Source organism: Paraburkholderia acidicola, from assembly GCF_002362315.1.
In the GTDB taxonomy this organism is placed as follows: Bacteria; Pseudomonadota; Gammaproteobacteria; order Burkholderiales; family Burkholderiaceae; genus Paraburkholderia; species Paraburkholderia acidicola.
Map to the genome: position 1 here is coordinate 1,998,372 of NZ_MTZV01000006.1, position 23,436 is coordinate 2,021,807.

Genomic DNA, 23,436 nt, shown 5'->3' on the forward strand with positions numbered 1-23,436 from the left:
TGTAGCGCACACTCGGTTAATATCGATGTCCATCGTTTCGATGCCGCCTTTATCTACCGACATGCACGTCGATTTCGTCGACCTGAATCTGATCGTCACCCTCGCCGACACGAAGAACCTCGCGCGCGCGGCCGAACGCTGCCATCTGTCGCCGCCGGCCGCGAGCACCCGCGTGAAGAATCTCGAAGAGGACCTGGGGTTTCGTCTGCTGTATCGCACGAGCCAGGGTATGACGCTGACGCCGGCCGGCGAATCGTTCGTGCGCCACGCGCGGCTCGTGCTGGAGCGCGTCGAACATCTCGCGGCCGACATGCAGGATTTTGGCGAAGGCATCAAGGGGCACGTGCGCATCTGGGCGAACACGACCGCGATCAGCGAGTTTCTTCCGGCGGTGCTGAGCCAGTTCCTGCGCGATCATCACGACGTCAATATCGAACTGCGCGAAGTGCTGAGCGGTGAAATCGTCAAAGGCGTCGCGGATGGTGCGACCGATATCGGCATTGTTGCCGGCAACGTCGATGCCGGGCATCTGGAGATGCTGCCGTATCGCGACGACCGGCTGGTGCTCGTCGCAGCGCCTGGTCATCCGCTCGCGCAACGCACGTCCGTCGATTTCTCGGAGACGCTGGACGACGACTTCATCAGCCTGCCGACATCGAGTGCGATTCACTCGTTCATCACGATCGCCGCGGACGCGCTCGGACGGCGCATCAAGCTGCGCATCCAGGTCGGCAATTTCGAAGCGGCGTGCCGGATGATCGCCGCGGGCGTCGGGATCGGCATCGTGCCCGAATCGGTCGCGCTGCGACACGCGACGACGATGCGGATCGCGACTGTCCGGCTCAACGATGCGTGGGCCGAACGCAAGCTCAAGATCTGCGTGCGCAGCCTGAACGATCTGCCGCAATTTTCTCGCAAGCTGATCGATATGCTCTTGAGCAGCGATAGCTGACACACGTGCTGGACCTACCGTTTGCTGCGGGAAAACCCGTGCTTCGATAACCCGATCGCGCGTCTGAACGCATCTGAACGCGGCTGTTCGCAGTGCCTGAACGAGCCGTTCCAAAAAAGCAAATTCCGCTGGCGTTTCGGCGGGCGCAAGCTCCCACTGCAGATCAACCCAGTTCGACGCCGCCCAGTCCGCCCCGAAGTGCCTCGCGAGAAAGCACGGGTCCGCCACGTTGCCGTCGATAGAACCAATCGGAGACACATTTGGCTATCGTCAATTCGGGCGCCCGGCTCGACCGGCTGCCTGTCAGCCGTTTTCACTGGAAAATCCTCGGCCTGATCGGCGCGGGTGCTTTCCTCGACGCCTTCGACATCTACCTCGCCAACGGCTCGCTTGCCGCGATGGTGAAAAGCGGTTTCACCGACTTAAGGCTCGGCTCGTTCTTCATTTCCGCGACCTTCCTCGGCATGATGATCGGCGCCGGGTTGTCAGGCTATCTCGGCGACCGGTTTGGCCGGCGCTATTCGTATCAGGCGAATCTCGCGATCTTCGGTCTTGCATCGCTTGCCGCGTGCTTTGCGCCGGACATCTACTGGCTGATCGTGCTGCGCTTCGTGATGGGCGTCGGGCTCGGCGCGGAACTGGTCGTCGCGGCGGGCACGCTGTGCGAGTTCGTACCGCCGGCTTCGCGCGGACGCTGGACTTCGCTGCTTGCGTTGATCATCAATTCGGGGCTGCTCGGTGCGACCGCGATCGGCTACTGGGTGATTCCGCATCTCGGCTGGCGCTATATGTTCGCGATTGCGGGCATTGGTGCATTGATTGTCTGGGTGCTGCGGCACCGGATGCCGGAATCGCCGCGCTGGCTCGAAACTGTCGGCCGGCTGGAGGAGGCGGAAGCGACCGTGGCGGCGATCGAACGCGAAGTCGCGGCGCAGGTCGGTGTGCTGCCGCCGGTGGCGCACGTGATGAGCCACGCGGTGCCGCATGCGCCGATCTCTGCGCTGTTTGCGCGCGGCATGCTTGGTCGCACGCTGGTCGCGGCGCTGACGTGCATGGCGATCAACATGTCGTTGTACGGTTTCGTCGCGTGGTTGCCGACGTTCTTCGTGAAGGAAGGGCTGACCATCGTGCAGTCGCTGGGCTTCGTGCTGTTGATGTCGTTCGGCGCGCCAGCTGGCGCCGTGGTCGGCTACTTCGCTGCAGACCGGATCGGCCGGCGTAATGGGCTCGTGCTGTTCTCGGCCGTGACTGTCGCGCTTAGCTACGTGTACGTGCAGATGCGTGAGCCCGCGGCGATCTCGATCGTGGGCTTTGCGCTGGTGACGGCTATCTATACGGTCTGCACGCTTGGCCTGTTTGGCTACATTCCTGAGCTCTTTCCTACTACGCACCGGCTGCGCGGCACCGGTATCGCCGGTACCTGCGGACGCGCCGCGTCGATGTCGACGCCGTACGTTGCGATCGTGCTCTATACGCATTTTGGCGTGACCGGTGTGGTGACGATGGTGAGCGGCGCGCTGGTGCTGTTGAGTATCGCGATCCTTGCGTTGAGGATTGAGACGAGTCAGTTGACGCTTGAGGCGATCTCGCCGGGGTTGGGTGAACGTAGCGGCGAATCCGGGGATGCGCTAACGGCTCGCGCGCCGACGGGTGCGCATTGAATGGCCGAGTCATAAGCCAGTGCTTGATGAACCGCTAACACGAATCGCGTGTGATATCTCGATAGAAGCGGCGTATCGGCATGGCGGCCTGAACGATAGGACTCAAACCTACGACTCTCCGATCCCAAATCAACGAAGTCAATATGCCTGAGAGGCACGCAGGACAAGGCATACGACAGACAGGTGTCCAATCTTCTGCTCAAAAAACAGGCATCAGTTGACGCGGACTTGCGAAGGATTCACGACTAGTTACTAGACAGAAGGAACCTTGTCACGCAGCCAGTCTGTGCTCGTAGTACGGCCGCTCCCGATCATCAACGATGGCGTACAACGCATCGAGATTTGAAGGGTCTTCATTCGTCAGGGTTAGGTACGGAGTGGCAAAGCTCCAGTCCTCGCCCGAAACGTCTGTCGGATATGGCTTGCGTTCTGTCGTCCCGCCAGGTTACCGGGGCAGGCACAAAGTGCTTACCGCACTCTAGAGATATCAACAGGCGTGTAACTTGGCCCGGAAAGTGGTTGTAATATATTTGTATGATAAGTAATATTTGTAACTGCTGATGGCCTGAAAATGGATCATTGGTGTGCTCAGTAACATATAAATTAACCCTAATTTTTAGGATATTTAATGAAAAAGATATTTGTGTCGCTTATCGCAACATTGTTATCTACTGCTGCAATGGCGGACTGGGTTGCGTATGGTGATAAAGTAACTTTGGATGCCGTCCAAAACACTCTCCCGGGTGGGCAACAGTATCACATTGAAACTATTCCGGCTGGAGTTTATCGCTTCCGAATTGATCCGGCGTCGGTAGGTGTTAATAATAATACGGGCGGTGAAAATGCCACCAAATCTCTGACGGCTGCCATGTTCGTCTTCAATAGAGCTGATGCCACGCACAAGGCGGAAAGTTTTTATTATGGAATAAATAATCCTAGAGGGGCGCAAGAAATTATTCACGCGGTTCCGGTCAACGCTGGAGTTGATTTATTTTTGGAAGAGTGGAACCGGGCAGACAACACCGGTAGTGTTACGGTAATTATAGAGAAATGGGAATAAAAATATAAGTTAAATGATAAGCCTCGATTTTCCATCGAGGTTTATTTTTTCTGAATGAACGCGGGATGTTTTGAGGTGATAGTCAACGACCTGCGATCGGTGGTGCGCGCGGCTCATCACTGGCAGGGCCAGTACATAGAAGGGGAAAGAGCAGATTTTCAATGAGATGCGCCGGACTTTGACGGCGCTGGGGATCCAAACTTCTGACATCAGGACCGCCGCGCGAGTCATGCCACGAGTTTGAACGGCGTGGAAATTCCGAGGCTTTGCATGCTCGCAACCGCATGGCCTGTGGTTAGGTTATCTCGCTGTTCGAAGTGCAGTCTTCGAGATATATGTCCGGCATACGATTTTTTGGGGAAGCGGCCGTGTCTTTGCGGAGCAAAAAAGCTCCCAATTTCTTGGGAGCCTTTGTTTCTTTGGTAGGCCGTAGGTGACTCGAACACGTGATCAACAGATAAAAATCTACGTGCGGGGTTCGGTTCACGCTGCAGGAGCGGCAGTTCTCCCTACCGCTCCTGCCCCTACCTCACTCAGAGCGCCGTACTAACCGGCGCAACCGCGGCCGGATCACTAATACTCGGCCGCCCGTTCTCGACGTGACCCGCCACGCGACGGATAAAGCTCGCATCAGTGCTACTCGTCACAGTCAGGTCATACCAGTGATGGCTCGACGCGAGAATCCACGGTTCCTCGATCTGCACGCCCGGCGGCAGCAGCACGGGGCGCGGCCATGCGCCGTACGCGTTGTCGACCACCGTCAGCCGTGCGAAGCCTTCGCTGTGATTCGCGAAGCGGATGAACACGTTGCCGTTCGCCACGTCGTAATGCACCTTGATCTCGGGATGCGCCGGATGATGGTGACCATGACCTTGCGTCTGCTGCGCCGACACATCGCCGCCAAACTGGCGCACGAAGCCATTCGGGCCGTACACGATGAACGCGTAGACGCCGCTCGTCGTGCTCAGGTCGAACGTATCGCTAAGCGACTTGCCTGCCTCGACGGTGTAGCGCCACGGGCCGTCGGTGCGGTTCGTCGAGTACACGTAGAAGTGCGCACCTTGCTTGCCGGTGTTGCCGAACTCGATCACGAAGCTGTTCGCGCGCGTGTCGACGTGGCCGTTCACATGCAGTTCGTACGGAATCGCGCGAGCGAAGCGGATGCCGGGTTCCTGCGGATCGATCGGGCCGGGCGTGGCCGGCACGGTCGGCGGCGGCAAGGACGAGCACTGGTTGTTGGCTTCGTTGATGTAGTTGCTCGTGTCGGGCAGCGGCGGCAACTTTGCATCGGGCGTACGGAAGTCGAACGCGGTGGTCAGGTCGCCGCACACCGCGCGACGCCACGGCGAGATGTTCGGTTCTTCCACGCCGAAACGTTGCTCGATGAAGCGGATCACCGACGTATGGTCGAACACCTGCGAGCAGACGAAGCCGCCCTTGGTCCACGGTGATACGACCGTCATCGGCACGCGCGGTCCGAGACCGAACGGCAGGTTATCGACGGTGTATTTGCCACCGCGCCCGTCCGGGTTGATGACGTTGTGGATCTCGCCATCGACGGTCACCGTCGACTTGCCTTGCGTGCTATTCGACGGTGCTTGCGGTGGCACGATGTGATCGAAGAAACCGTCGTTCTCGTCGTACATGATGAACAGCACGGTCTTGCTCCAGACCTCGGGGTTCGACGTCAGCGCGTCGAGGATCTGCGACGTGTATTCGGCGCCATAGAGCGGCGTGTACTTCGGGTGTTCGGAGAACGCGGCCGGCGGGCACAGCCAGGACACCTGCGGCAGATTGTTGGCGAGCACGTCGGACTTCAGATCGGCGATCGTGCGCACGGTCTGCGCGCGCTCATACAGCGGCGTGCCGGGCTGCGCGTTGATGAATTGCGCGAAGTTCTGCAGGACGTTCGTGCCGTAGTTGCCGTTGATCGGATCGTCACCGGTCAGGCCCTGCTGATACACCTGCCACGAAATGCCCGCGGCCTGCAGGCGTTCCGGGTACGTCGTCCACGACAGCAGTTGATACTTCGGCGGCGCATCGCCATCGACGAAGTCGTTGTTGTCGAGCAGAGGGCCACCGTGCGTGCCGGTCGGATCGATCATGCCGGTCATCAGGTACGAGCGGTTCGGGTGCGTCGGACCTGCCAGCGAGCAGAAGTAGTTGTCGCAGACAGTGAATGCATCGGCGAGCGCGTAGTGAAACGGAATGTCGCTGCGCAGGTGATACCCCATCGTCATGTCGGTCTTGTACTGCGGCCACTGGTTGTACGCGCCGTTATTGATCGCGGAATGCGTGGGGTACCAGTTGTGGTCGAGGTCGCCGATACACTGCGCGCTCGTGGTCTGCGTGTTCAGGTGGAACGGCAGCACCGGCTGGGCCGGATTTTCCTTCGACGGCTGATACCACACCGGCTTGCCGCCCGGCAGCGGAATCGGGAAGCGGTCGTTGTAACCCCGTACGCCGCGCATATGGCCGAAGTAGTGGTCGAACGAACGGTTCTCCTGCATGAACACGACGATGTGTTCGATATCGTTGATCGTGCCGGTGCGCGACGCGGCGGGAATGGCAAGCGCGTTGCGGATCGACTCGGGCAACGCGGTCATCGCGGCAGCGGCACCCGCCGACGATGCCACGGTTTGAAGGAAACGGCGGCGGCTATTCGAGGTCATTGCTTATCACCTTCTTCTCGGGGGGAAAGGATAGCGCGTGGGGCGCGCTACTGATCAATTGCTGTTGTCGTCAGGCGCGAAGCGCATGACGGGGGTTACCTGTTTGCTGTCTGCGGCGAGGCTTGCCTGCGCGCTGAGGATCGCGCTGGGGGTGTCGTTGCTGGAACTGTTGCTGGGTGGTGGTGCGTCGAGTGTGGTGGACCAGTTTGCTGGAGCAGCAGGGGCGGGCGTTGCGGCAACTGCTGCGGTTGTTTGCTGCGGATCGTTTCTGGCAGGCGTGGAGGGCGGCACAACGTTAGTAGCAGCGTTGACCGACGTATTGCCTGACGCACTGCCAGCATCGTCGGGGCTGCAGGCAGTCAACGCGACGGCCGCGAAGAGCGCGAGCGCAACGAGGGTTGCGCGCGAAAGAGCGTCTCCGTTCATCTGGGCATCCTTGTGGTTGAAGCAGACAGGCGGTGTGCGCATGCAGTCTCCAATGCATTGAAGAAAAAATTGTGAAACGTTTGCGCGGGATTCGTAACTACTCGTAACGTCTGCGTTTAGAAAGCAATGAGTAAGGTTTTGGGAAGGATGGGTTATGGCTGCACGATGGCCCACTGAGATGCTGGTTTGCGGCATGAGCCTCGGCTATGCTGACCCGTCGCAGCCGGAGAACGGTCTTGTCAGCACACGCGAACCGGTCGATGGCTTCGTCCATTTCCTGAGCGCTACAGACAACCTTCCGGCCATTCCATGACTCAGTTCACCTCGCCTTTCGACGCACACCGCCTGCAGGATGAATGGCTCGAAGCAGATAGCCTCGGTGGCTTCGCGTCGGGCACGGTTGGCATCGCGCGCACGCGCCGCTATCACGCGCTGCTGCTCGCGGCGCGCGATGCTGCGCAGGCGCCGTCCGGCCGCGTGGTGCTGGTGAACGGCGTCGAAGCGTGGCTCGAGGTGAACGGACAGCGCCACGCGCTGACGATGCAGCGCTACGGCTCCGACGTGGTCTATCCAGACATGACGGCAAACCTGCTCGGTTTCGATACGCAACCGTGGCCGACGTGGCGTATCCGTATCGACGAAGGCACGACGGTTGTGGCCGAGCTATTCGTCGCGAAGGCGAACTGCGAGACCGTATTGCGCTGGCGACTCGAATCGACCGATGCCGCGCCTGCACAGGGAGTAGCAAGGCTCGAAGTCAGACCGCTGCTGTCCGGCCGCGACTATCACGCACTGCACCATGAGAACCCCGCGTTCAATTTTGCGGCGCACGTAGACGGCGAGCAGGTCGCCTGGCAACCGTACGGCGATCTGCCCGCAACCATCGCGTCGAGCAACGGCACGTATGCGCACGCGCCCGACTGGTACCGCAACTTCTGCTACCTGCGCGAACAGGAGCGTGGGCTCGACTTCAGCGAAGACCTGGCGACACCGGGTGTGTTCTCGTTTGATCTGGCTGCCGGTCCGGCGGTGATGATCCTGCGGGCCGCGCCTGCTGCAAATGCTTTACCGCTCACGCAAACTGCGCAAACCGCAGCGCAGCACGCCGATGCCCTCGCCACCACCGAACAACACCGCCGCACCGCCGCAAGCTCCCGTCTACAGCGATCCGCCGATGTCTACGTGGTCGCCCGCAACGACGGCCGCACGATCGTCGCCGGGTTCCCGTGGTTCACCGACTGGGGCCGCGACACGTTCATCTCGATGCGCGGCCTGTTGCTCGCCACCGGCCGCTACCAGGAAGCCGAATCGATCCTGCTCGAATGGGTCGGCACGCTATCCGAAGGCATGCTGCCGAACCGTTTCCCCGACTACGGCAGCGCGCCGGAGTACAACGCCGTCGATGCGTCGCTGTGGTTCGTCGTCGCGGTGCACGACTATCTCGCGACCGGCGTTGCATCGGCGGCGACGCGCCAGCGTCTGCAAGACACCGTGGACGCGATCCTCACCGGCTACGCGCGCGGCACGCGCTTCAACATCGCGGCCGATCACGACGGTCTGTTGCGCGCCGGCGTGCCCGGCGTGCAACTCACGTGGATGGATGCGAAGGTCGGCGACTGGGTCGTTACGCCGCGTATCGGCAAGCCGGTGGAAGTGCAGGCGCTGTGGATCAACGCGTTGCGCATTGCAACAGCGTGGAACCCGCAGTGGCAGTCGCTGCTCGCGAGCGCAACCGCCGCATTCGCGCAGCGCTTCGTCGATCCCGCGAGCGGCGCGCTGTTCGATGTCGTCGACGTCGATCACGTTCCCGGCACGGTGGACCGTTCATTGCGGCCGAACCAGATTTTCGCAGTAGGCGGCTTGCCGTTTGCGCTGCTCGAAGGACCGGAGGCCCGCGCGGTCGTCGACCAGGTCGCAGCACATCTGCTGACACCGCTCGGCCTGCGCACGCTCGCACCGACCGACCCGGCCTATCGCGGCCGCTATGCCGGCGATCCGCTCGCACGCGACGGTGCCTACCATCAGGGCACGGTGTGGCCGTGGCTGATCGGGCCGTTCGTCGAAGCGTGGCTGCGCGTGCACGGCGTGACCGACGTCAGCCGGGCCGAGGCGTATGCCGGTTTTGTTGCACCGCTGCATGCGCATCTCGACGAAGCAGGCCTCGATCATGTGTCCGAGGTCGCCGACGGCGATGCGCCGCATGCGCCTGGCGGTGCTCCGTTCCAGGCGTGGTCGATGGGCGAGCTGCTGCGGCTCGAAAAATTACTGGCGCCCGTATAGGATTGCCGGCGCGCGAGCCCGAGTCCGGGAAAAACGCGGTTTCCGGCAAACCGCGCTACGATGTGGGTCCCGATGTCCGGGCCTAGCACGAGGATATCCATGCCACCGTTGCGCGCCGCCAATCTGCTCGACACTATCGAAGGCTCCCGTCTGCATTCGCACGACTGTCCGCGCTGGCAACGCTGGGGCCCGTATCTGAGCGAACGCCAGTGGGGCACGGTGCGCGAGGACTACAGCGAGAACGGCACGGCGTGGGATTACTTTCCACACGATCACGCCCGCAGCCGTGCATACCGCTGGGGCGAGGACGGTCTCGCCGGCTTCGGCGACGATACGCTCAGCTGGTGCGTCTCGCTCGCGCTGTGGAACCGTCGCGATCCGATTCTCAAGGAGCGTCTGTACGGCCTCACCAACGCGCAGGGCAATCACGGCGAGGACGTGAAGGAGTTGTACTTCTACCTCGACGGCACGCCGACGCATTCGTACATGCGCATGCTCTACAAGTACCCGCACGCGGCGTTTCCCTACGATGACCTGATTCAGGAAAACGCGCGCCGTGGCGCCGACATGCCCGAGTACGAAATCCTCGACACCGGTGTGTTCGACGATGACCGCTACTTCGACGTGCAGGTCGAGTACGCGAAGCACACCCCCGACGACATCGTGATGCGTGTAACAGTCGAAAACCGCGCGGATCAGGCAGCCTCGATCGATCTGTTGCCGCAGATCTGGGCGCGCAACAAATGGTCGTGGAAAGGGCAGCAGGACAAACCGTCGCTGGTCAAGAGCGTGAACGCGCAGGGCAACGTGCAGGTGACGGGGCGCCAGCACGGGCACGACACGATCGTCGTCACCGCATGGGCGAAGGACGCCGACGGCGCGGTACCCGACTGGCGCTTCTGCGAGAACGAGACCAATGTGAAGCGCCTGTTCGGCACGGAAGGCACGGGGCCGTTCAAGGACGGTTTCAACGACTGGATCGTGCAGGGCGACACGCATGCGGTACGTAACGATTCGGGCACACGCGCTGCGGCACATGTTCCGCTCGAACTCGGGCCGCACGGTCGCGCGGTCGTGTTCATGCGCTGGCGGCCGGAGTCGGCACCGGATGACACGCCGCTCGACGTCGATGCGCTGTTCACACAACGCCTCGCCGAGGCCGACGCGTTCTACGCAGCGCTGCAACATGAAATTGCCGATGCCGATGCACGGCTCGTGCAGCGCCAGGCGCTCGCGGGCATGCTGTGGTCGAAGCAGTACTACCAGTTCGACGTGCAACGCTGGCTCGAAGGCGACCCCGGGCAGCCCGCGCCGCCCGCGAGCCGCAAACACGGACGCAATACGGACTGGCGCCATCTGTGCAACGCCGACATCGTCTCGATGCCGGACAAGTGGGAATACCCGTGGTACGCATCGTGGGATCTCGCGTTTCATGCAGCCGCCTTTGCGCTGATCGACCCCGCGTTTGCGAAGCGCCAGTTGCTGTTGCTCGTGAAGGACCGCTACCAGCATCCGAACGGACAGTTGCCCGCTTACGAGTGGGCTTTCGGCGACGCGAATCCGCCGGTGCACGCGTGGGCGGCGTGGCGCGTCTATGAAATCGACCGTGCGCTGACGGGCAAGGCGGACCGCGACTTTCTCGAACTGGTGTTCCACAAGCTGCTGCTGAATTTCTCGTGGTGGGTGAATCGCAAGGACGCCGATGGCCGCAATATTTTTCAGGGCGGTTTTCTCGGGCTCGACAACGTCGGCATCTTCGATCGTTCCGCGCCGCTGCCAACCGGCGGCCATCTCGATCAGGCCGACGGTACCGCGTGGATGGCCGCTTATGCGCTCGACCTGATGCGCATCGCGCTCGAACTGGCCGTAGCGAACCACGTGTTCGTCGACATCGGCGTGAAGTTCTTCGAGCACTTCCTGTACATCGCCGAGGCGGTCAGCTGCGAAGACGAGTCCGAGACGGGCTTGTGGGACACCGCCGACGAATTCTTCTACGACAAACTGCGGCTACCCGACGGTACCAGCATTCCGCTGCGCATCCGCTCGATTGTCGGGCTGATCCCGCTGTTCGCGGTGCACGTGCTGGAGCAGCGGCTGCACGGCGATCTACCCGGCTTGCGCGCGCGGCTCGTGTGGTTCCTCGAACACCGGCCCGATCTTGCGCGGCTCGTCTCGCGCTGGGACGAGCCTGGCAAGAGCAACAGCCTGCTGCTGTCGTTGCTGCGTGGTCACCGCATGAAGGCGCTGCTGCGCCGAACGCTCGACGAAACCGAATTCCTGTCCGATCACGGCGTGCGTGCGCTGTCGGGTGTGCATCGTGACGCGCCATTCGAGTTCAAGTACGGCGGCCAGAGCTTCGGTGCGAAGTATCTACCGGCCGAATCGGATTCGCGTGTGTTTGGCGGTAATTCCAACTGGCGCGGACCCGTATGGATGCCGGTCAACTATCTGCTGATCGAGTCGCTGTACGAATTCCATCGCTATTACGGCGACGATTTTCGCGTCGAGTATCCGACCGGTTCAGGCGAGAAATTCTCGCTGAGCGAAATCGCCGACGAACTCGCACGCCGCATCACGACGCTGTTCCTGCGTAACAAGGACGGCCGGCGCCCGGTGATGGGCGCGTACCCGCTGCTCGAAGCTGATCCGCGTTCGCAGGACCTCGTGCTGTTCCACGAATACTTTCACGGCGACAACGGCCGTGGCGTGGGCGCATCGCATCAGACCGGCTGGAGCGGGCTGGTCGCGTTATTGCTACAACCACGTGCAGCGGCTGCGTCGGGCAGTTTGCCGGTGATGGCCGGTGCCGATGTGGCGGTAGCCATGAAATAGGCACGCGAGCGGCGGCGATGCGACAGAACGCTGACGCCCGCACGTTTTGCGGATTGTTTTGAACTGTGCGGGTCCGGGGGTTGTCTTTCCTGTGCTGCCCGTCCGACTCTTCTTCAGGCGCTTCCCATGACGACCACTCCGAACCCATCCGCTTCCTCCTCCACTGACGCCGTGACGCCACCCGCCGCGGCCGGCCGACGGCCCGCGCCGCCCTGCACGCTGGTCATCTTCGGCGCGGGTGGGGATCTGACCAAACGGCTGCTGATGCCGGCGCTCTACAACCTGGCGGTGGATGGCCTGCTCGATGGCGGGATGAAGATCGTTGGGGTGAATCACGGCGAAATGGAAACGGCGGCGTGGTCCAAAGACCTGAAACAGTCGCTTGATCAGTTCGCCGCCGACAAGGCCAGCACCTTCCACGCAGGCAAGCTCGACGATGCTGCGTGGAACTGGATCGCGCAGCGGCTGCAATACATGGCGGGCGAGTTCGAATCCGACGATGTGTTCAACGCGCTCAAACAGCAGATCGACAGCGCGGGTGGCGGCAATGTGATTTTCTATCTCGCCGTCAGCTCGCGCTTTTTCAAACCGATCGTCGAACGGCTCGGTAAGGCTGGTCTGCTGAAGGAAGGTGACAACGTGTTCCGGCGTGTGGTGATCGAGAAGCCGTTCGGCACCGATCTCGCCTCGGCGCGCGATCTCAACGCGCACATCCTCACGTATGCGCAGGAATCGCAGATCTACCGCATCGATCACTTTCTCGGCAAGGACACGGTGCAGAGCATCCTCGCGGTGCGTTTCGCGAATGCGCTGTTTGAGCCGATCTGGCGGCGCGAGTATATCGATCAGGTGCAGATCACCGCGGCGGAAACGATCGGCGTCGAAGCGCGCGGCCAGTTCTACGAGCAGACTGGCGCGTTTCGCGACATGCTGCCCAATCACCTGTTCCAGCTGCTTGGCATGGTCGCGATGGAGCCGCCCAATTCCTTCGATGCCGAAAGCGTGCGCAACAAGAAGGCCGATATCTTCGACGCGATGAAACCGCTGCATCCCGATGACGTCGTGTTTGGCCAGTACGAAAAAGGCCCAGCGGGCGTCGGGTATCGCGAAGAGCAGGACGTCGCGCCCAACAGCACCACCGAAACCTATGCAGCCGCACGTGTCTTCATCGATAACTGGCGCTGGGCCGGCGTGCCGTTCTATCTGCGCACGGGCAAGCGCCTCAAGCTGCGTCGCACGGAAATCTCCGTGCAGCTCAAAGCGGTGCCGTACCGCCTCTTTAGAGACACACCCGTCGATCAACTCGTGCCGAACGTATTGACGCTGCGCATCGACCCCGCGCACGGCACCACCTTCGACTTCAACGTAAAAGTGCCGGGCCCGGTGATGCAGCTTGGCGCGGTGCAATCGTCGTTCGATTACAGCAACTTCTTCGCGGAACGCGCGAACGTCGGTTATGAAACGCTGCTATACGACTGCATGCTCGGCGACGAGACGCTGTTCCAGCGTGCGGACAGCATCGAGACGAGTTGGGCCGTGGTGGAAGACGTATTGCATCCGAAGGGCGGCGCAGTGCCCGTGCATGGGTATGCGGCAGGCAGCGAAGGACCGGCGGAAAGCGATGCGATGCTCGCACGCGATGGTCACGCATGGCGACCGCTCGTGTAGACCCAACCCGTAAACTCAACCGAAGAAGTGAAGCGCTCGGATCGATTAAAGCAGGCGAACCCACTCAACTGACAGGGGAAACAGCGTGACGACTCGCAAGGCAAAGACCACCACGACAAAAGCGAAGCCCGCTTCCAGCGCGAAACCGCGTGCGGCGCGCAAGACGGCTGCGGTAAAGCGCGGCAAGAAACCCGAGCAGATTCTCGCGATCGACATCGGCGGGACCGGGCTCAAGGCAGCGATCCTCGATGCGCACGGCAAGATGCTGACCGAACGTGTGCGCGTCGCGACGCCGCATCCGTGCACGCCGGGGCAACTCGTCGATGCACTCGTGGCGCTGGTTGCACCGATCGTCGCCCAGCATCCGCCGACGCAGATCTCGATCGGCTTTCCGGGTTTCGTGCGTAACAACCGCATCCTGACGGCGCCGCATTTCGGCGTGGAAGGCTGGCATGACATTCCGCTTGCCAGTGCGCTTGCATCGCGACTCGGTGACCTGCCGGTGCGGATGATCAACGATGCGGAGGTGCAGGGATTCGCCGCGATCGAGGGCCACGGCATCGAGCTTGTTCTGACGCTCGGCACCGGCGCGGGCACGGCATTCTTTCGCGACGGCGAACTGATGCCGCATCTCGAACTCTCGCAACACCCGGTCAGCAAGGGTCGCACCTACGACGAGTACATCGGCGACGCGGCGCGCAAGAAGGCGGGCAACAAGGAATGGAACAAGCGGGTGCAGCGGATCATTCGCATCCTCGCGGTGGTCGTGAACTACGACAAGCTGTGGATTGGCGGTGGCAACGCCGCGCGCCTCAAGTTCACGTTGCCGTCGAACGTCGCCGTTGTTTCCAACGATGCGGGTATCGAGGGCGGTGCGAAGCTCTGGCATCCGCGCTCGCTGCGTGAGTCGCGGCAACTGCCGGAAGCGAACCAGCGCACCGGCGCGTTTAGCTAGCCGTTCCGTTTCGAATCATCAACCCGCCAGCCGCTCGATCAATGCGATCGCAGCGGCCGGGTTGCTCGCCTTATAGCCGCTGATCACATACAGGTACACGTCACGCGCCGTTTGTGCGGCCGGCTTCTTGCCGAACGTGTCGAGCCCATCCGGTGTGTCGCCTTTCGACCACGTACGCGCACGCGAAGCCCACAGATCGAGTGTGCGCGCATCGTAACCTTGTGGATGTGCTTCGGACGTGCCCATGATTCGCGCGTAGACGAACGGTGCGCTGACATCGGCGATCTGCGGATAATCCGAATCGCCTGCAGCCACGATTGCGACGCCGTGTTGACGCGCGAGCGCGACAAATTCATCGCACCGAAAGCTCTCGTGACGGACTTCGACGGCATGGCGCAGCGCGCGGCCTTCGGCGCGTTTCGGCAGCAATTGCAGGAAGGCGTCGAAATCTTCCGCGTCGAATTGCTTGGTTGTCGGGAATTGCCAGTTCACCGCGCCGAGTTTGTCCTGCAGTTCGAGTATGCCGCTGGCAATGAAACGCTCGACCGATTCACCCGCTTCCGCCAGTACCCGACGATGCGTCGCGTAGCGCGGCGCCTTTAACGAAAACACGAAATCGTCTGGCGTTTCGTCGCGCCATCTGGCGAACGTCGATGGTTTCTGCGAACCATAAAACGTGCCGTTGATCTCGATCGACGTCAGCTTGCGGCTCGCATATTCGAGCTCGCGTTTCTGTGTGAGTCCTTCCGGATAGAACGTGCCGCCGCGCCATGGTTCGAACGTCCAGCCGCCGATGCCGGTGAGAATGCGCGCTTGTCTGGTTGCCATGAGTGACGTCTCCGGGTGGGTTCGGTGCTCTGGCAAGTTTAGCGAATTGGCGCGGGCAGTTACCTATGATTTACGTAGCACCATTCAACTCGTACTTCATGATCGCGCCGTGCCGCCCCTGAATATCGCGCTCGACGCTATACACATCACCGTCGATGGTTGAACTTTGCGCAAGCACGTGCGCAATTGCCGCCCGATCCTGCTCATCCAGTTCGACCGCCATCACCTTCAGATGCTCGGGCAGATGATCGCCGCGACGCACACCGACGATCGCGCCCGCGACCTGCTCCTGATCGAGCACCCAGCGCGTCGCGATCGTGGCAATCGATACGCCATGTCTGGACGCGATCTTGTCGAGCATCTGCAGCAGCGCCTGGAAAATATCCCAGCCGCCGAAATCGTCGATGATCAGCTTGTACTTGATGAGTGAGCGATTCGGTATGTCGCGTCCCGGCTCCGCCGCACCGAGCCATCGCCCGGAAAGAAAGCCGCCCGCTACCGTGCCGTAGCAAAACAGATGCATGCCGTGCTCGCGTGCATAGGTACTGAGTTGCTGCGCGGGACGCCGATCCAGCAGCGAGTACTGCACCTGCATGCTCGTCAGTTCAACACCTGATTCGACGAGTTCCTTCGTGCGCTGCGTATCGAAGTTAGTGCCGCTCACCCGGTCGATCTTGCCCGCTTGCTGCAATTCGCGCAGCCAGTGCGCAACCTCGAGGTAACGCGGCACCGAATAGTCCCACCAGTGGAACTGCACGAGGTCCAGCCGCTCGACGCGCAGTCGCGATAGCGAGCGGTCGATGGTTTGTTCGACGAGCGGCCGGCCGATTGTCTTGAGCGAAGACAGATCGGGTACGAACTTCGTGTGGATCTTCAATTGGGCAAGGCTATCTGCGCCCCGGCGATTGCGGTAATCGTCGCGGAACTCGCCGATCATCTCTTCGACGCCCGTGTAGATATCGGCACAGTCGAATGCGGTAATGCCTGCGTCGTAGTACGCGCCCATGTCAGCGATTGCCGCCGCACGATCCACGCTGCCATGGTCACCAGCCAGTTGCCAGCCGCCTTTGAAAATGCGCGAAACCGAATAGCCGGGCGCCAGTTCGACGCGCTCCATCTGTGTCATTCAGGGTCCTTGTCAGCGAGTTTGACCGCGGTCGTGTCCGCATGCCGGAAGCGGCGTTTGCTGAGCCGGGTAACGCGAAAGCGCGAGGGGCAATTGGGATCGGGGCACGCTACTTCGGCATCCGTCGACATCCAGTCGTGCGGATCGGTCGCGCGCTGCTTGGCAGGCAGAAGCGGCAGGAGTGCCGCTAGCGAGTAGATCGAAAACGCCTGGCCAGGCGGCAGGTGCAGCATTTCGCCGCGCAGCTCGAAGTAGTCGCCGACGCGCGCGCCGCAATAGAGCTTCGCACCTTCAGGAGCGACGACTTCGACGCGCAGGTCGTAAAGCTCGAACGAGTGCTCGTGTTGGGTATCGGAAGTCATGGGCTTAGGGGTTCGGTGGCGTGACTGACAGGATGATTTCGGTCGGCGCAGTAGAGCCGTTGCGATACCGGTGCGGTAAGCGCGAATCGAACGAAATGCTTTCGCCGGCGGCCACTGGGTATTCGATGCCATCGATCTGCGCAATCAACTCGCCCGCGATGACGTACACGCACTCCGAGGATGCATGGCTGCGCGGCTCATCCGCGGAGATTTCGCCTGGCTGCAATACGGCACGCAGCACTTCGAGTTGCCCGTTGCCGGCGGTCAGCCGTTCGTAGCCGACGCGTCCCTTCGGTGCGATCAGCCGTGAGCGGTTGCCCGGCCGGCTGATCCAGACCGAAGACGTCACGGTTCCGGCAAATAGCGAGGCCACCGATTCTCCAAATACTCCGGCCAGACGCCGCATCGTTTCGAGACTCGGGTCGGTGACCGACCGCTCGATCTGGCTTAGCAGGGTAGGCGAAACGTCCGCGAGACTCGCCAGCTGGCGCAACGACATGCCGCGTGCGGTTCGCAATTCCTTGAGTCGTTCACCGATCAATTTTTAACCTCGGCTTGTACAGCTGCATCGAACATTGATGTGCAGTATAGGCGCACAGAAATGCACCGTCAATGTCGCGGAGCGGAGGCGCCTGCGTGTTGGTGGCAATCCCTATATTTCATGAAATACCGCAAAATTCCAGGGTTTTCCTTATCCATATCGATTCGAAGTTATTTTTGACCAGCTTGAAATGTTGTGCAACCCGGGTGCACACTTCGTATCGAGTAGTGCAGTGTAACTTCACAAGGAGAAGGCGCTGTGGCACAAGATCCTGCGGCGGGTGGCACCGGCCGTCATGCGTATCGATGGTTGCTGGTCGTGCCGTTTATCTGGCAGGCCGGTCTCGCGCCGGCCATCAACGGTGTGTTGTGGTCGCCGTTCGGCTTGCCTTTTCCGATGCTGTGGCAGCTCGCGGGAATTGTGTTGACCAGTGTGTTGATCGCAGTAGTGTTCCGCCTCGATCGCGCGCACGGCGTCGAGCGCGAGGAGGACGCCTTTATCGCCTCGACCCAGGTTTCCTCGAGAGGAGACCCACGATGAAGCTCGTCATCGTCGTGGTGATTCTGCTCGGGACGGTAGCCGGAGCGGTCAGCTACGGTCGGCGTACCCGCAAGGGGCACACGTTTTCGGACTGGGCGGTAGGCGGTCGCAGTCTCGGCGCGCTCATCTTCTGGTTCATGAATGCGGGCGAGGTCTACACAACCTTCGCCGTGCTCGGCATTTCCGGTTATGCGTGGGCGTTGGGTGCACCGGCTTACCTGGCGTTCTGTTCGGTGTCGATGAGCTACGCGATCGGCTACTGGCTGATGCCGAAGATCTGGCGCGCGGGGCGTACGCGGCAACTCGTCACGCAGGCGGATTTCTTTGCGGCGCGTTACGACGCGACCTGGCTTGGTGTGCTGACCGGTGTGATCGGTATTGCTTCGCTGATCGTCTATGTGCAGATTCAACTGGTCAGCCTTGGTTTGATCGTTCAGTTGACGCTGGACGATCTGATCTCGATCCAGGCCGCTACGCTGATCGCCGGCTTGCTGATGATCGCGTTCGTATTCGTCGCGGGGATTCGCTCCGCAGCGTTTGCAGCGGGCGTTAAGGATGTGCTGATGATCGTCGTTGTCGTGCTGCTCAGTGCGACGGTGGCGGGCAAAGTCGGCGCCGCATCGATGCTCGATATTTTTCACATGGCAGAAGTACAGCATCCGGGCATCGGCAGATTTCCGGGCCTGGATCCTTCGTCGCCTACCACCGCGATCTGGTTGATGACGTCGTCGATCAACATAGCGCTGGGAAACTGGGTGTTTCCACATCTGTTCCAGATGTCGTACACGGCGCAAAGCGCGACTGCGATCCGGCGTAATGCGATCTGGCAACCGCTTTATTCGCTCGCGTACTTCTTCATCGTCCTGCTTGGCTTTGCGGCGCTGCTCGCGGGTACGCATCCTCCGGGGAACAATCTGAACGCGGCGTTGCTGCAATTCATTTCGGAGCGTTATTCCGCACCTGTCATAGGGCTTGTGGCGGGGACCGGATTTCTGCTGGCGCTCGCGCCCGGGGCACTGCTTCTGTTGACGGCTGGCTCGATCTTTAGCCGCAACGTCGTCGCACCGTTTCTTCCTGGTCTCAAGGACCGCACTTCATTGCTGATATCCCGCGGATCGTTGATCGTATTTGCGGCGATTGCCGTCTGGTTGTCGATCAGCCAGAAGGGTTCGCTCGTCAAGATTCTGCTCGATGCGTATTCGGCCATCGGAATGCTTGCACCCGCTGTTTTCCTGGGTTTTCTGTGGAAGCGGACAACTGCGATCGGTGTGCTTGCGGGGCTCGTCGCCGGTTTCGTTGCGCTGCTTGCGCCATTCGCCGCGCACTACTGGGCCGCGATTGCGCCTCAATGCGAGCCGGGACTGATTGCGATGGCGATTAACGCGGTGACGGTCGTGCTCGTCAGTCTGGCTACGCCGCGGCCGACGCGACACGCGGTGTCGCTCGGGGTAGCGGTTGAAGCGCTTGCAAACAAGTAAGCACGTGAATAGTCATGCCCACACTCTGGAGATCCCGATGAAAAAGAGCAGCCTCTGCGTTGCTGCGCTCCTGGCACTACCTGCGTTAGCCGAAGCCCAGAGCAGCGTGACGCTATACGGACTTGTCGATGCGGGCATTACTGTCGTCAACAATACAGGTAAAGGTCGCGTAGTCGAGTCGGACACCTGTGGACCGCCGAGCTGCAACCTGTGGGGACTCAAGGGCAAAGAAGACCTCGGTGGTGGTACGTCGGCAATCTTCACGCTCGAGAACGGTTTCAACATTCAGAGCGGCAGGCTCGGACAAGGCGGCACGGAGTTCGGCAGACAGGCATTCGTGGGCTTAAGCAACGACCGGTGGGGCACCGTCACGCTGGGACGTCAGTACGATCCCCCGTCGCTGACAGTCGGCTACTTTCCTTCGAGCAACAACTTCGCGACGGGCTACGGGTCGCATTTCGGCGACCTCGATAACCTGAATCAGTCGATCCGGATCAACAACGCCGTCAAGTATGTGAGCCCGACTTGGGGCGGTCTGCATGTGGAAGGGATGTTCAGCTTCGGCGGCGTGGCGGGCGATTTCTCGACGAATCGCGTGTGGTCGCTGGCAGCCGCCTATACACACGGGCCGTTCTCTGTGGCAGCCGGGTATCTCGACATCCAGAATCCTGCAACCACCGCGGGCGGCACAGGCGGCGTGTACGCGTCGAATGGCAACTACGTCGGCTCGCTGAACAACTACGTCGGACTGCAGGAGGCCAATGCGATGAAGGTGTTCACGGTGGGTGGTTCGTATGCGCTCGGCCCCGCAACCTTCGCACTGAACTACTCGCACACCGACCTTGAGAACAGCCAGTACTTTGTCGTCAATGGTTTCGCGGGCGCGGGCAACGGCAACGACTTCAAGATGGATGCCTATGAAGCCAGCGCGACCTTCAAGGTGACGCCGGAATTGCTGCTAGGCGCCGCATACATTTACAACGCAGGAAAGGCCGATTACCAGAACCTGAAGCCGGATTTTCAGCAGATCAATCTGGGTGTGAACTACGCGCTGTCAAAACGCACGAGTCTGTACGCCATTGCGATCTTCCAGAAGGCGGGCGGCGATGGCATTGCACCCGTGCTCGGCGCGAACGGCGCAGTAGCGGGGCGGGCAGCGATTGCTGAGATTGCGGGCGCCGGTTACGACTCGAGCAGCTCGAAACAACTGCTGATGTCGGTCGGGATGTATCACGCGTTCTAGCGTGATGCATGCAGCGGGCCCCAGGTTGCAACGCCCCGCGCGAGATGCTATTTTGAGCGCCTCACGGGTACCGCTATCCATTCCCGCTCGCTGAACGTTCGGTATAAACGTTCGGCTCGCGAGGGCTGGATATGCTCACCACTCAGATCGCCTGGGCTCTTCTTGCCGCAAGCGTTGCCGCCGAATCTCTGGGTACCGCGGCGCTCAATCTCTCCTTCGGCTTTACGCGCTTACTTCCTTCGCTATTGACCGTCGTGTGCTATGCGACTGCCGTCTGGCTCATGGCGCTCGCGACAAAGCGAATCGAAATGGGCATGGCGTATGCGGCCTGGGCGGGCAGTAGTGCTGCCTTGACAGCGGTGATCGGAATCGTGTGGTTCGGGGAAGCGCTGAGTCTCGTCAAAGCAATCGGAATCGGTACCGCCATATGCGGGATCGTTTTGCTTAATCTCAGCGGCAACGGTTCGTGAAGCTCAGATCGATTTGACTTCCCCGCCGTCCATTCTCAATGTCGATCCCGTCATCCAGCGCGCTGCTGGCGACACGATGAATGCCATCAGCTCGGCAATTTCCTCAGGTGTGCCGTATCGCGAGATGCCGGCCTCAACAGGAAACCTGGCGGTCGCTTCTTCGACCGTCATGTTGTGCAACGGTGCCCAATGCTCTAGATACGATTGCCGCCGACCGGTCATCACCGGGCCGGGCAATACGCTGTTGACCTGCACGCCATCGGCAATACCGCGGTCCGAAAACGCTTTGGCCAGCGCCACGATTGCCGCGTTAATCGTGCCGACGGCCGCATAGGGCGCCTTCGGAAACAACGCCGAATTCCCCGACATCAGTACGACCGATCCCGACGATTCTTTCAACGACGGCCACGCTGCGATCGTCAACCGGCGCGCACCGTGGAGTTTCAGTGCGAGGCCCTTGTCCCATTGCTCGTCGGTCATATCGAACACGTCGATCTGCGGCACCGCGCCCGCAATGTTGAGCAACGCGTCGATCCGCCCAAACGTGGCGAGCGTTTGCTTGACCACGTCCTGCGCCACTTCGGGCTCGGAGAGGTCGGCGTCGATCAAAAGCGGCGTAGCCCCTGCTTTTGTGACTTCCGCAGCGGTCTGTTCGAGGTTCTCGCGATTGCGTGCAACCAGCACGATCGACGTGAAGTCGCGTGCCAGTCTGATTGCCGTCGAGCGTCCAATACCCTGGCTCGCACCTGTGACGATGGCTACTTTCGTGGACATTTCGTTTCTCCCTGGCTCAATGATGAATATCGATCTGACGGATGAGGGCTACTGCATGGACGAGCAACCGTCGGCGCGGTTAACGCGTGGACACCGACTGAACTGCTTCAACGATGATGTCGGTCGCCGCATCGGGAGCCGTGACGCTCGGCGTGTGATCGACGTCGAAAGAACGCACGCTCGCCTTCATCCGGCTGGCCGTGAAATGCTGCGTGTCGGGGTTGATCATCCGGTCCTGCCCGGCTACGAGGAACCAGGACGGCAGGTCTTTCCAGAGCGGCCGTGCGACCGCTTTGCCAATCGAAGCAACCGCAATAGGTCGCTGAACTGCGGCGAGCACGGTCAGCTCCTGCAGCGTCGCATTCTGCGCAAACGCCTGCGCAAATGCGTCCTCCGGCAACCAGATCAGGCCGTGAGAATCCGGCGCCAGCTTCGGCGCCTGCGGATGCGTTTCGCCGCGATAGAACACGTCACCGGCCGTCTCGCCTTCATCAGGCGCGAGCGCGGCGACGTAAACCAAAGCCCTGACATTTGCGGCGCGTGTCGAACCGATGACAGCGCCGGCATACGCGTGGCCCGCCAGTACCACCGGACCTTCGATCCGCTCGAGTGTTCTTTCAAGCGCGGCCACGTCGTCATCGAGCGACGTGAGCGGCAATGGCGCCGCGATCGCACGGATGCCGCGTGCCGCCAGACGATCGATCACCTTGCTCCAGCTCGAACCGTCCGCCCATGCGCCGTGTACCAGCACTGCGCTCACGCTGTCAGAACTCATTTCTATGCTCCTTTGAAAGATTCTTGTGTAACCTATTTGGTGTTGTTTTAAAGGTTACAAAATGGAGATGTAACTTGTCAAGGACAATTTTGATGGTTACGATATGTAATCATCACTTCACACTCGTCCGAGATATGAACTACCGACAGATTCCCGCGATATTCGTGGCCGATGCGCCAGGTCTTGATTTCCTCAATTCGGTGGCCACGCCGGTAGATGAGGAAGTCGACTGGATCAGCGATGGAGAGGGCTTGCTGGCCTGGCTGGACCAGGCGGGGATGGTGCCGCGTGCGGTGCTGGAGGCGATGCGGACTCAGTCGACGGCCATCGAGCTCGACGAGATCGCGGCTCAGGCGCGCGGCCTGCGCGAGTGGTTCAGGGAATTCGTCCAGAAGCGGAAGGGAAAGCCGTTGAGCGCGAAAAACCTGCGCGAACTCGAACCGCTCAACCAGTTACTCGAACGCGACGAGCGATATAGCGAAATCGTCACCAGCGAACGTGATGATGAGACCGTGTTCGAGTTTCGCGAGAGTCGTCGCTGGCATTCGGCGCAGTCGCTGCTGATGCCGCTCGCCGAGGCCATGGCAAAACTTGTCTCTGACGAAGATTTCACGCAGGTCAAGGCGTGCGAAGGTCCGAGATGCACCTTGATGTTTGCCGATCACACGCGCGGCCACGCGCGCCGCTGGTGCAGCATGGCGATCTGCGGTAACCGTGCGAAGGTGGCGGCGCACCGGCGGCGGCTCAAGGAGCAGGCGGCCAGTTGAAGCATCGGTGATATCGGTGGTGAGTG

The 23,436-nt window shown here is 61.1% G+C and carries 20 protein-coding genes and 1 pseudogene; 13 read left to right on the plus strand and 8 right to left on the minus strand.

Annotation, left to right across the window (positions count from 1 at the left end; translation table 11 throughout):
• The first annotated feature begins 61 nt into the window (after window positions 1–61).
• The 3 genes from BWP39_RS27625 to BWP39_RS27635 all read left to right on the plus strand — a co-directional run bounded on the left by BWP39_RS27625 (window position 62) and on the right by BWP39_RS27635 (window position 3,673).
• On the plus strand, window positions 62–952 hold the full coding sequence (locus tag BWP39_RS27625; protein WP_096725403.1) for a LysR family transcriptional regulator: 891 nt from the start codon (window positions 62–64) through the stop codon (window positions 950–952).
• Window positions 953–1,212: 260 nt separating this feature from the next.
• Window positions 1,213–2,613 carry an MFS transporter gene (locus BWP39_RS27630; RefSeq protein WP_096725404.1) on the plus strand — a complete coding sequence of 467 codons (1,401 nt, stop codon included), beginning with the start codon at window positions 1,213–1,215 and terminating at the stop codon, window positions 2,611–2,613.
• Window positions 2,614–3,241: 628 nt separating this feature from the next.
• The gene (locus BWP39_RS27635) at window positions 3,242–3,673 is read left to right on the plus strand and encodes a hypothetical protein (RefSeq protein WP_096725405.1); all 432 of its coding nucleotides are present in this window, start codon (window positions 3,242–3,244) and stop codon (window positions 3,671–3,673) included.
• Window positions 3,674–4,206: 533 nt separating this feature from the next.
• Here BWP39_RS27635 and BWP39_RS27640 read toward each other — a convergent pair.
• Together BWP39_RS27640 and BWP39_RS31625 are read right to left on the minus strand one after the other, a co-directional pair.
• On the minus strand, window positions 4,207–6,345 hold the full coding sequence (locus tag BWP39_RS27640; RefSeq protein WP_096725406.1) for a phosphocholine-specific phospholipase C: 2,139 nt from the start codon (window positions 6,343–6,345) through the stop codon (window positions 4,207–4,209).
• 54 nt (window positions 6,346–6,399) lie between these two features.
• On the minus strand, window positions 6,400–6,771 hold the full coding sequence (locus BWP39_RS31625) for a hypothetical protein (protein WP_133116954.1): 372 nt from the start codon (window positions 6,769–6,771) through the stop codon (window positions 6,400–6,402).
• A 175-nt stretch (window positions 6,772–6,946) separates the two neighbouring features.
• Between BWP39_RS31625 and BWP39_RS27650 the strand changes: the two are divergent.
• The 5 genes and pseudogenes from BWP39_RS27650 to BWP39_RS27670 all read left to right on the plus strand — a co-directional run.
• Window positions 6,947–7,084, plus strand: a pseudogene (locus BWP39_RS27650) (nitroreductase); the annotation flags it as partial.
• The gene (locus BWP39_RS27655) at window positions 7,081–9,051 is read left to right on the plus strand and encodes an amylo-alpha-1,6-glucosidase (protein ID WP_096725408.1); all 1,971 of its coding nucleotides are present in this window, start codon (window positions 7,081–7,083) and stop codon (window positions 9,049–9,051) included. The pseudogene BWP39_RS27650 and the gene BWP39_RS27655, both read left to right, overlap by 4 nt.
• A gap of 99 nt (window positions 9,052–9,150) precedes the next feature.
• Window positions 9,151–11,883 carry an MGH1-like glycoside hydrolase domain-containing protein gene (locus BWP39_RS27660; protein WP_096725409.1) on the plus strand — a complete coding sequence of 911 codons (2,733 nt, stop codon included), beginning with the start codon at window positions 9,151–9,153 and terminating at the stop codon, window positions 11,881–11,883.
• A gap of 126 nt (window positions 11,884–12,009) precedes the next feature.
• Window positions 12,010–13,551 carry a glucose-6-phosphate dehydrogenase gene (gene zwf, locus BWP39_RS27665; RefSeq protein WP_096725410.1) on the plus strand — a complete coding sequence of 514 codons (1,542 nt, stop codon included), beginning with the start codon at window positions 12,010–12,012 and terminating at the stop codon, window positions 13,549–13,551.
• 199 nt (window positions 13,552–13,750) lie between these two features.
• On the plus strand, window positions 13,751–14,506 hold the full coding sequence (locus BWP39_RS27670; RefSeq protein WP_235851520.1) for an ROK family protein: 756 nt from the start codon (window positions 13,751–13,753) through the stop codon (window positions 14,504–14,506).
• An 18-nt stretch (window positions 14,507–14,524) separates the two neighbouring features.
• On the opposite strand, the gene BWP39_RS27675 is transcribed toward BWP39_RS27670, so the two are convergent.
• The 4 genes from BWP39_RS27675 to BWP39_RS27690 all read right to left on the minus strand — a co-directional run bounded on the left by BWP39_RS27675 (window position 14,525) and on the right by BWP39_RS27690 (window position 17,363).
• The gene (locus BWP39_RS27675; RefSeq protein ID WP_096725412.1) at window positions 14,525–15,334 is read right to left on the minus strand and encodes a DUF72 domain-containing protein; all 810 of its coding nucleotides are present in this window, start codon (window positions 15,332–15,334) and stop codon (window positions 14,525–14,527) included.
• 70 nt (window positions 15,335–15,404) lie between these two features.
• Entirely contained in the window at window positions 15,405–16,460 is a 1,056-nt protein-coding gene (locus BWP39_RS27680) for an aldo/keto reductase (protein WP_207557142.1), read from the minus strand.
• On the minus strand, window positions 16,457–16,822 hold the full coding sequence (locus tag BWP39_RS27685; protein WP_096725413.1) for a TIGR04076 family protein: 366 nt from the start codon (window positions 16,820–16,822) through the stop codon (window positions 16,457–16,459). Before BWP39_RS27685 ends, BWP39_RS27680 begins: the two co-directional genes overlap by 4 nt.
• Before the next feature lie 4 nt (window positions 16,823–16,826).
• Entirely contained in the window at window positions 16,827–17,363 is a 537-nt protein-coding gene (locus BWP39_RS27690) for a cupin domain-containing protein (protein WP_091012209.1), read from the minus strand.
• Between the two features lie 258 nt (window positions 17,364–17,621).
• Between BWP39_RS27690 and BWP39_RS27695 the strand changes: the two genes are divergently transcribed.
• From BWP39_RS27695 to BWP39_RS27710, 4 genes are all read left to right on the plus strand, one after another.
• A complete protein-coding gene (locus BWP39_RS27695; RefSeq protein ID WP_096725414.1) occupies window positions 17,622–17,903 on the plus strand; it encodes a DUF3311 domain-containing protein in 282 nt (93 codons plus the stop codon).
• Window positions 17,900–19,381, plus strand: coding sequence for a sodium:solute symporter family protein (locus tag BWP39_RS27700; RefSeq protein WP_096725415.1), 1,482 nt, complete (start codon window positions 17,900–17,902; stop codon window positions 19,379–19,381). Before BWP39_RS27695 ends, BWP39_RS27700 begins: the two co-directional genes overlap by 4 nt.
• Before the next feature lie 37 nt (window positions 19,382–19,418).
• Complete coding sequence (locus BWP39_RS27705; RefSeq protein ID WP_096725416.1) at window positions 19,419–20,624, plus strand: porin; 1,206 nt, start codon at window positions 19,419–19,421, stop codon at window positions 20,622–20,624.
• A 131-nt stretch (window positions 20,625–20,755) separates the two neighbouring features.
• Window positions 20,756–21,094: a DMT family transporter gene (locus tag BWP39_RS27710; protein WP_096725417.1), complete on the plus strand. Its 339-nt coding sequence runs from the start codon at window positions 20,756–20,758 to the stop codon at window positions 21,092–21,094.
• Between the two features lie 3 nt (window positions 21,095–21,097).
• Here the strand turns inward: BWP39_RS27710 and BWP39_RS27715 are convergent, their stop codons facing one another.
• Together BWP39_RS27715 and BWP39_RS27720 are read right to left on the minus strand one after the other, a co-directional pair.
• Window positions 21,098–21,868: an SDR family oxidoreductase gene (locus BWP39_RS27715; protein WP_096725418.1), complete on the minus strand. Its 771-nt coding sequence runs from the start codon at window positions 21,866–21,868 to the stop codon at window positions 21,098–21,100.
• Between the two features lie 79 nt (window positions 21,869–21,947).
• Window positions 21,948–22,643: an alpha/beta hydrolase gene (locus tag BWP39_RS27720; protein WP_096725419.1), complete on the minus strand. Its 696-nt coding sequence runs from the start codon at window positions 22,641–22,643 to the stop codon at window positions 21,948–21,950.
• Between the two features lie 134 nt (window positions 22,644–22,777).
• Between BWP39_RS27720 and BWP39_RS27725 the strand changes: the two genes are divergently transcribed.
• On the plus strand, window positions 22,778–23,410 hold the full coding sequence (locus BWP39_RS27725; RefSeq protein ID WP_096725420.1) for a CGNR zinc finger domain-containing protein: 633 nt from the start codon (window positions 22,778–22,780) through the stop codon (window positions 23,408–23,410).
• Window positions 23,411–23,436: the final 26 nt, after the last annotated feature.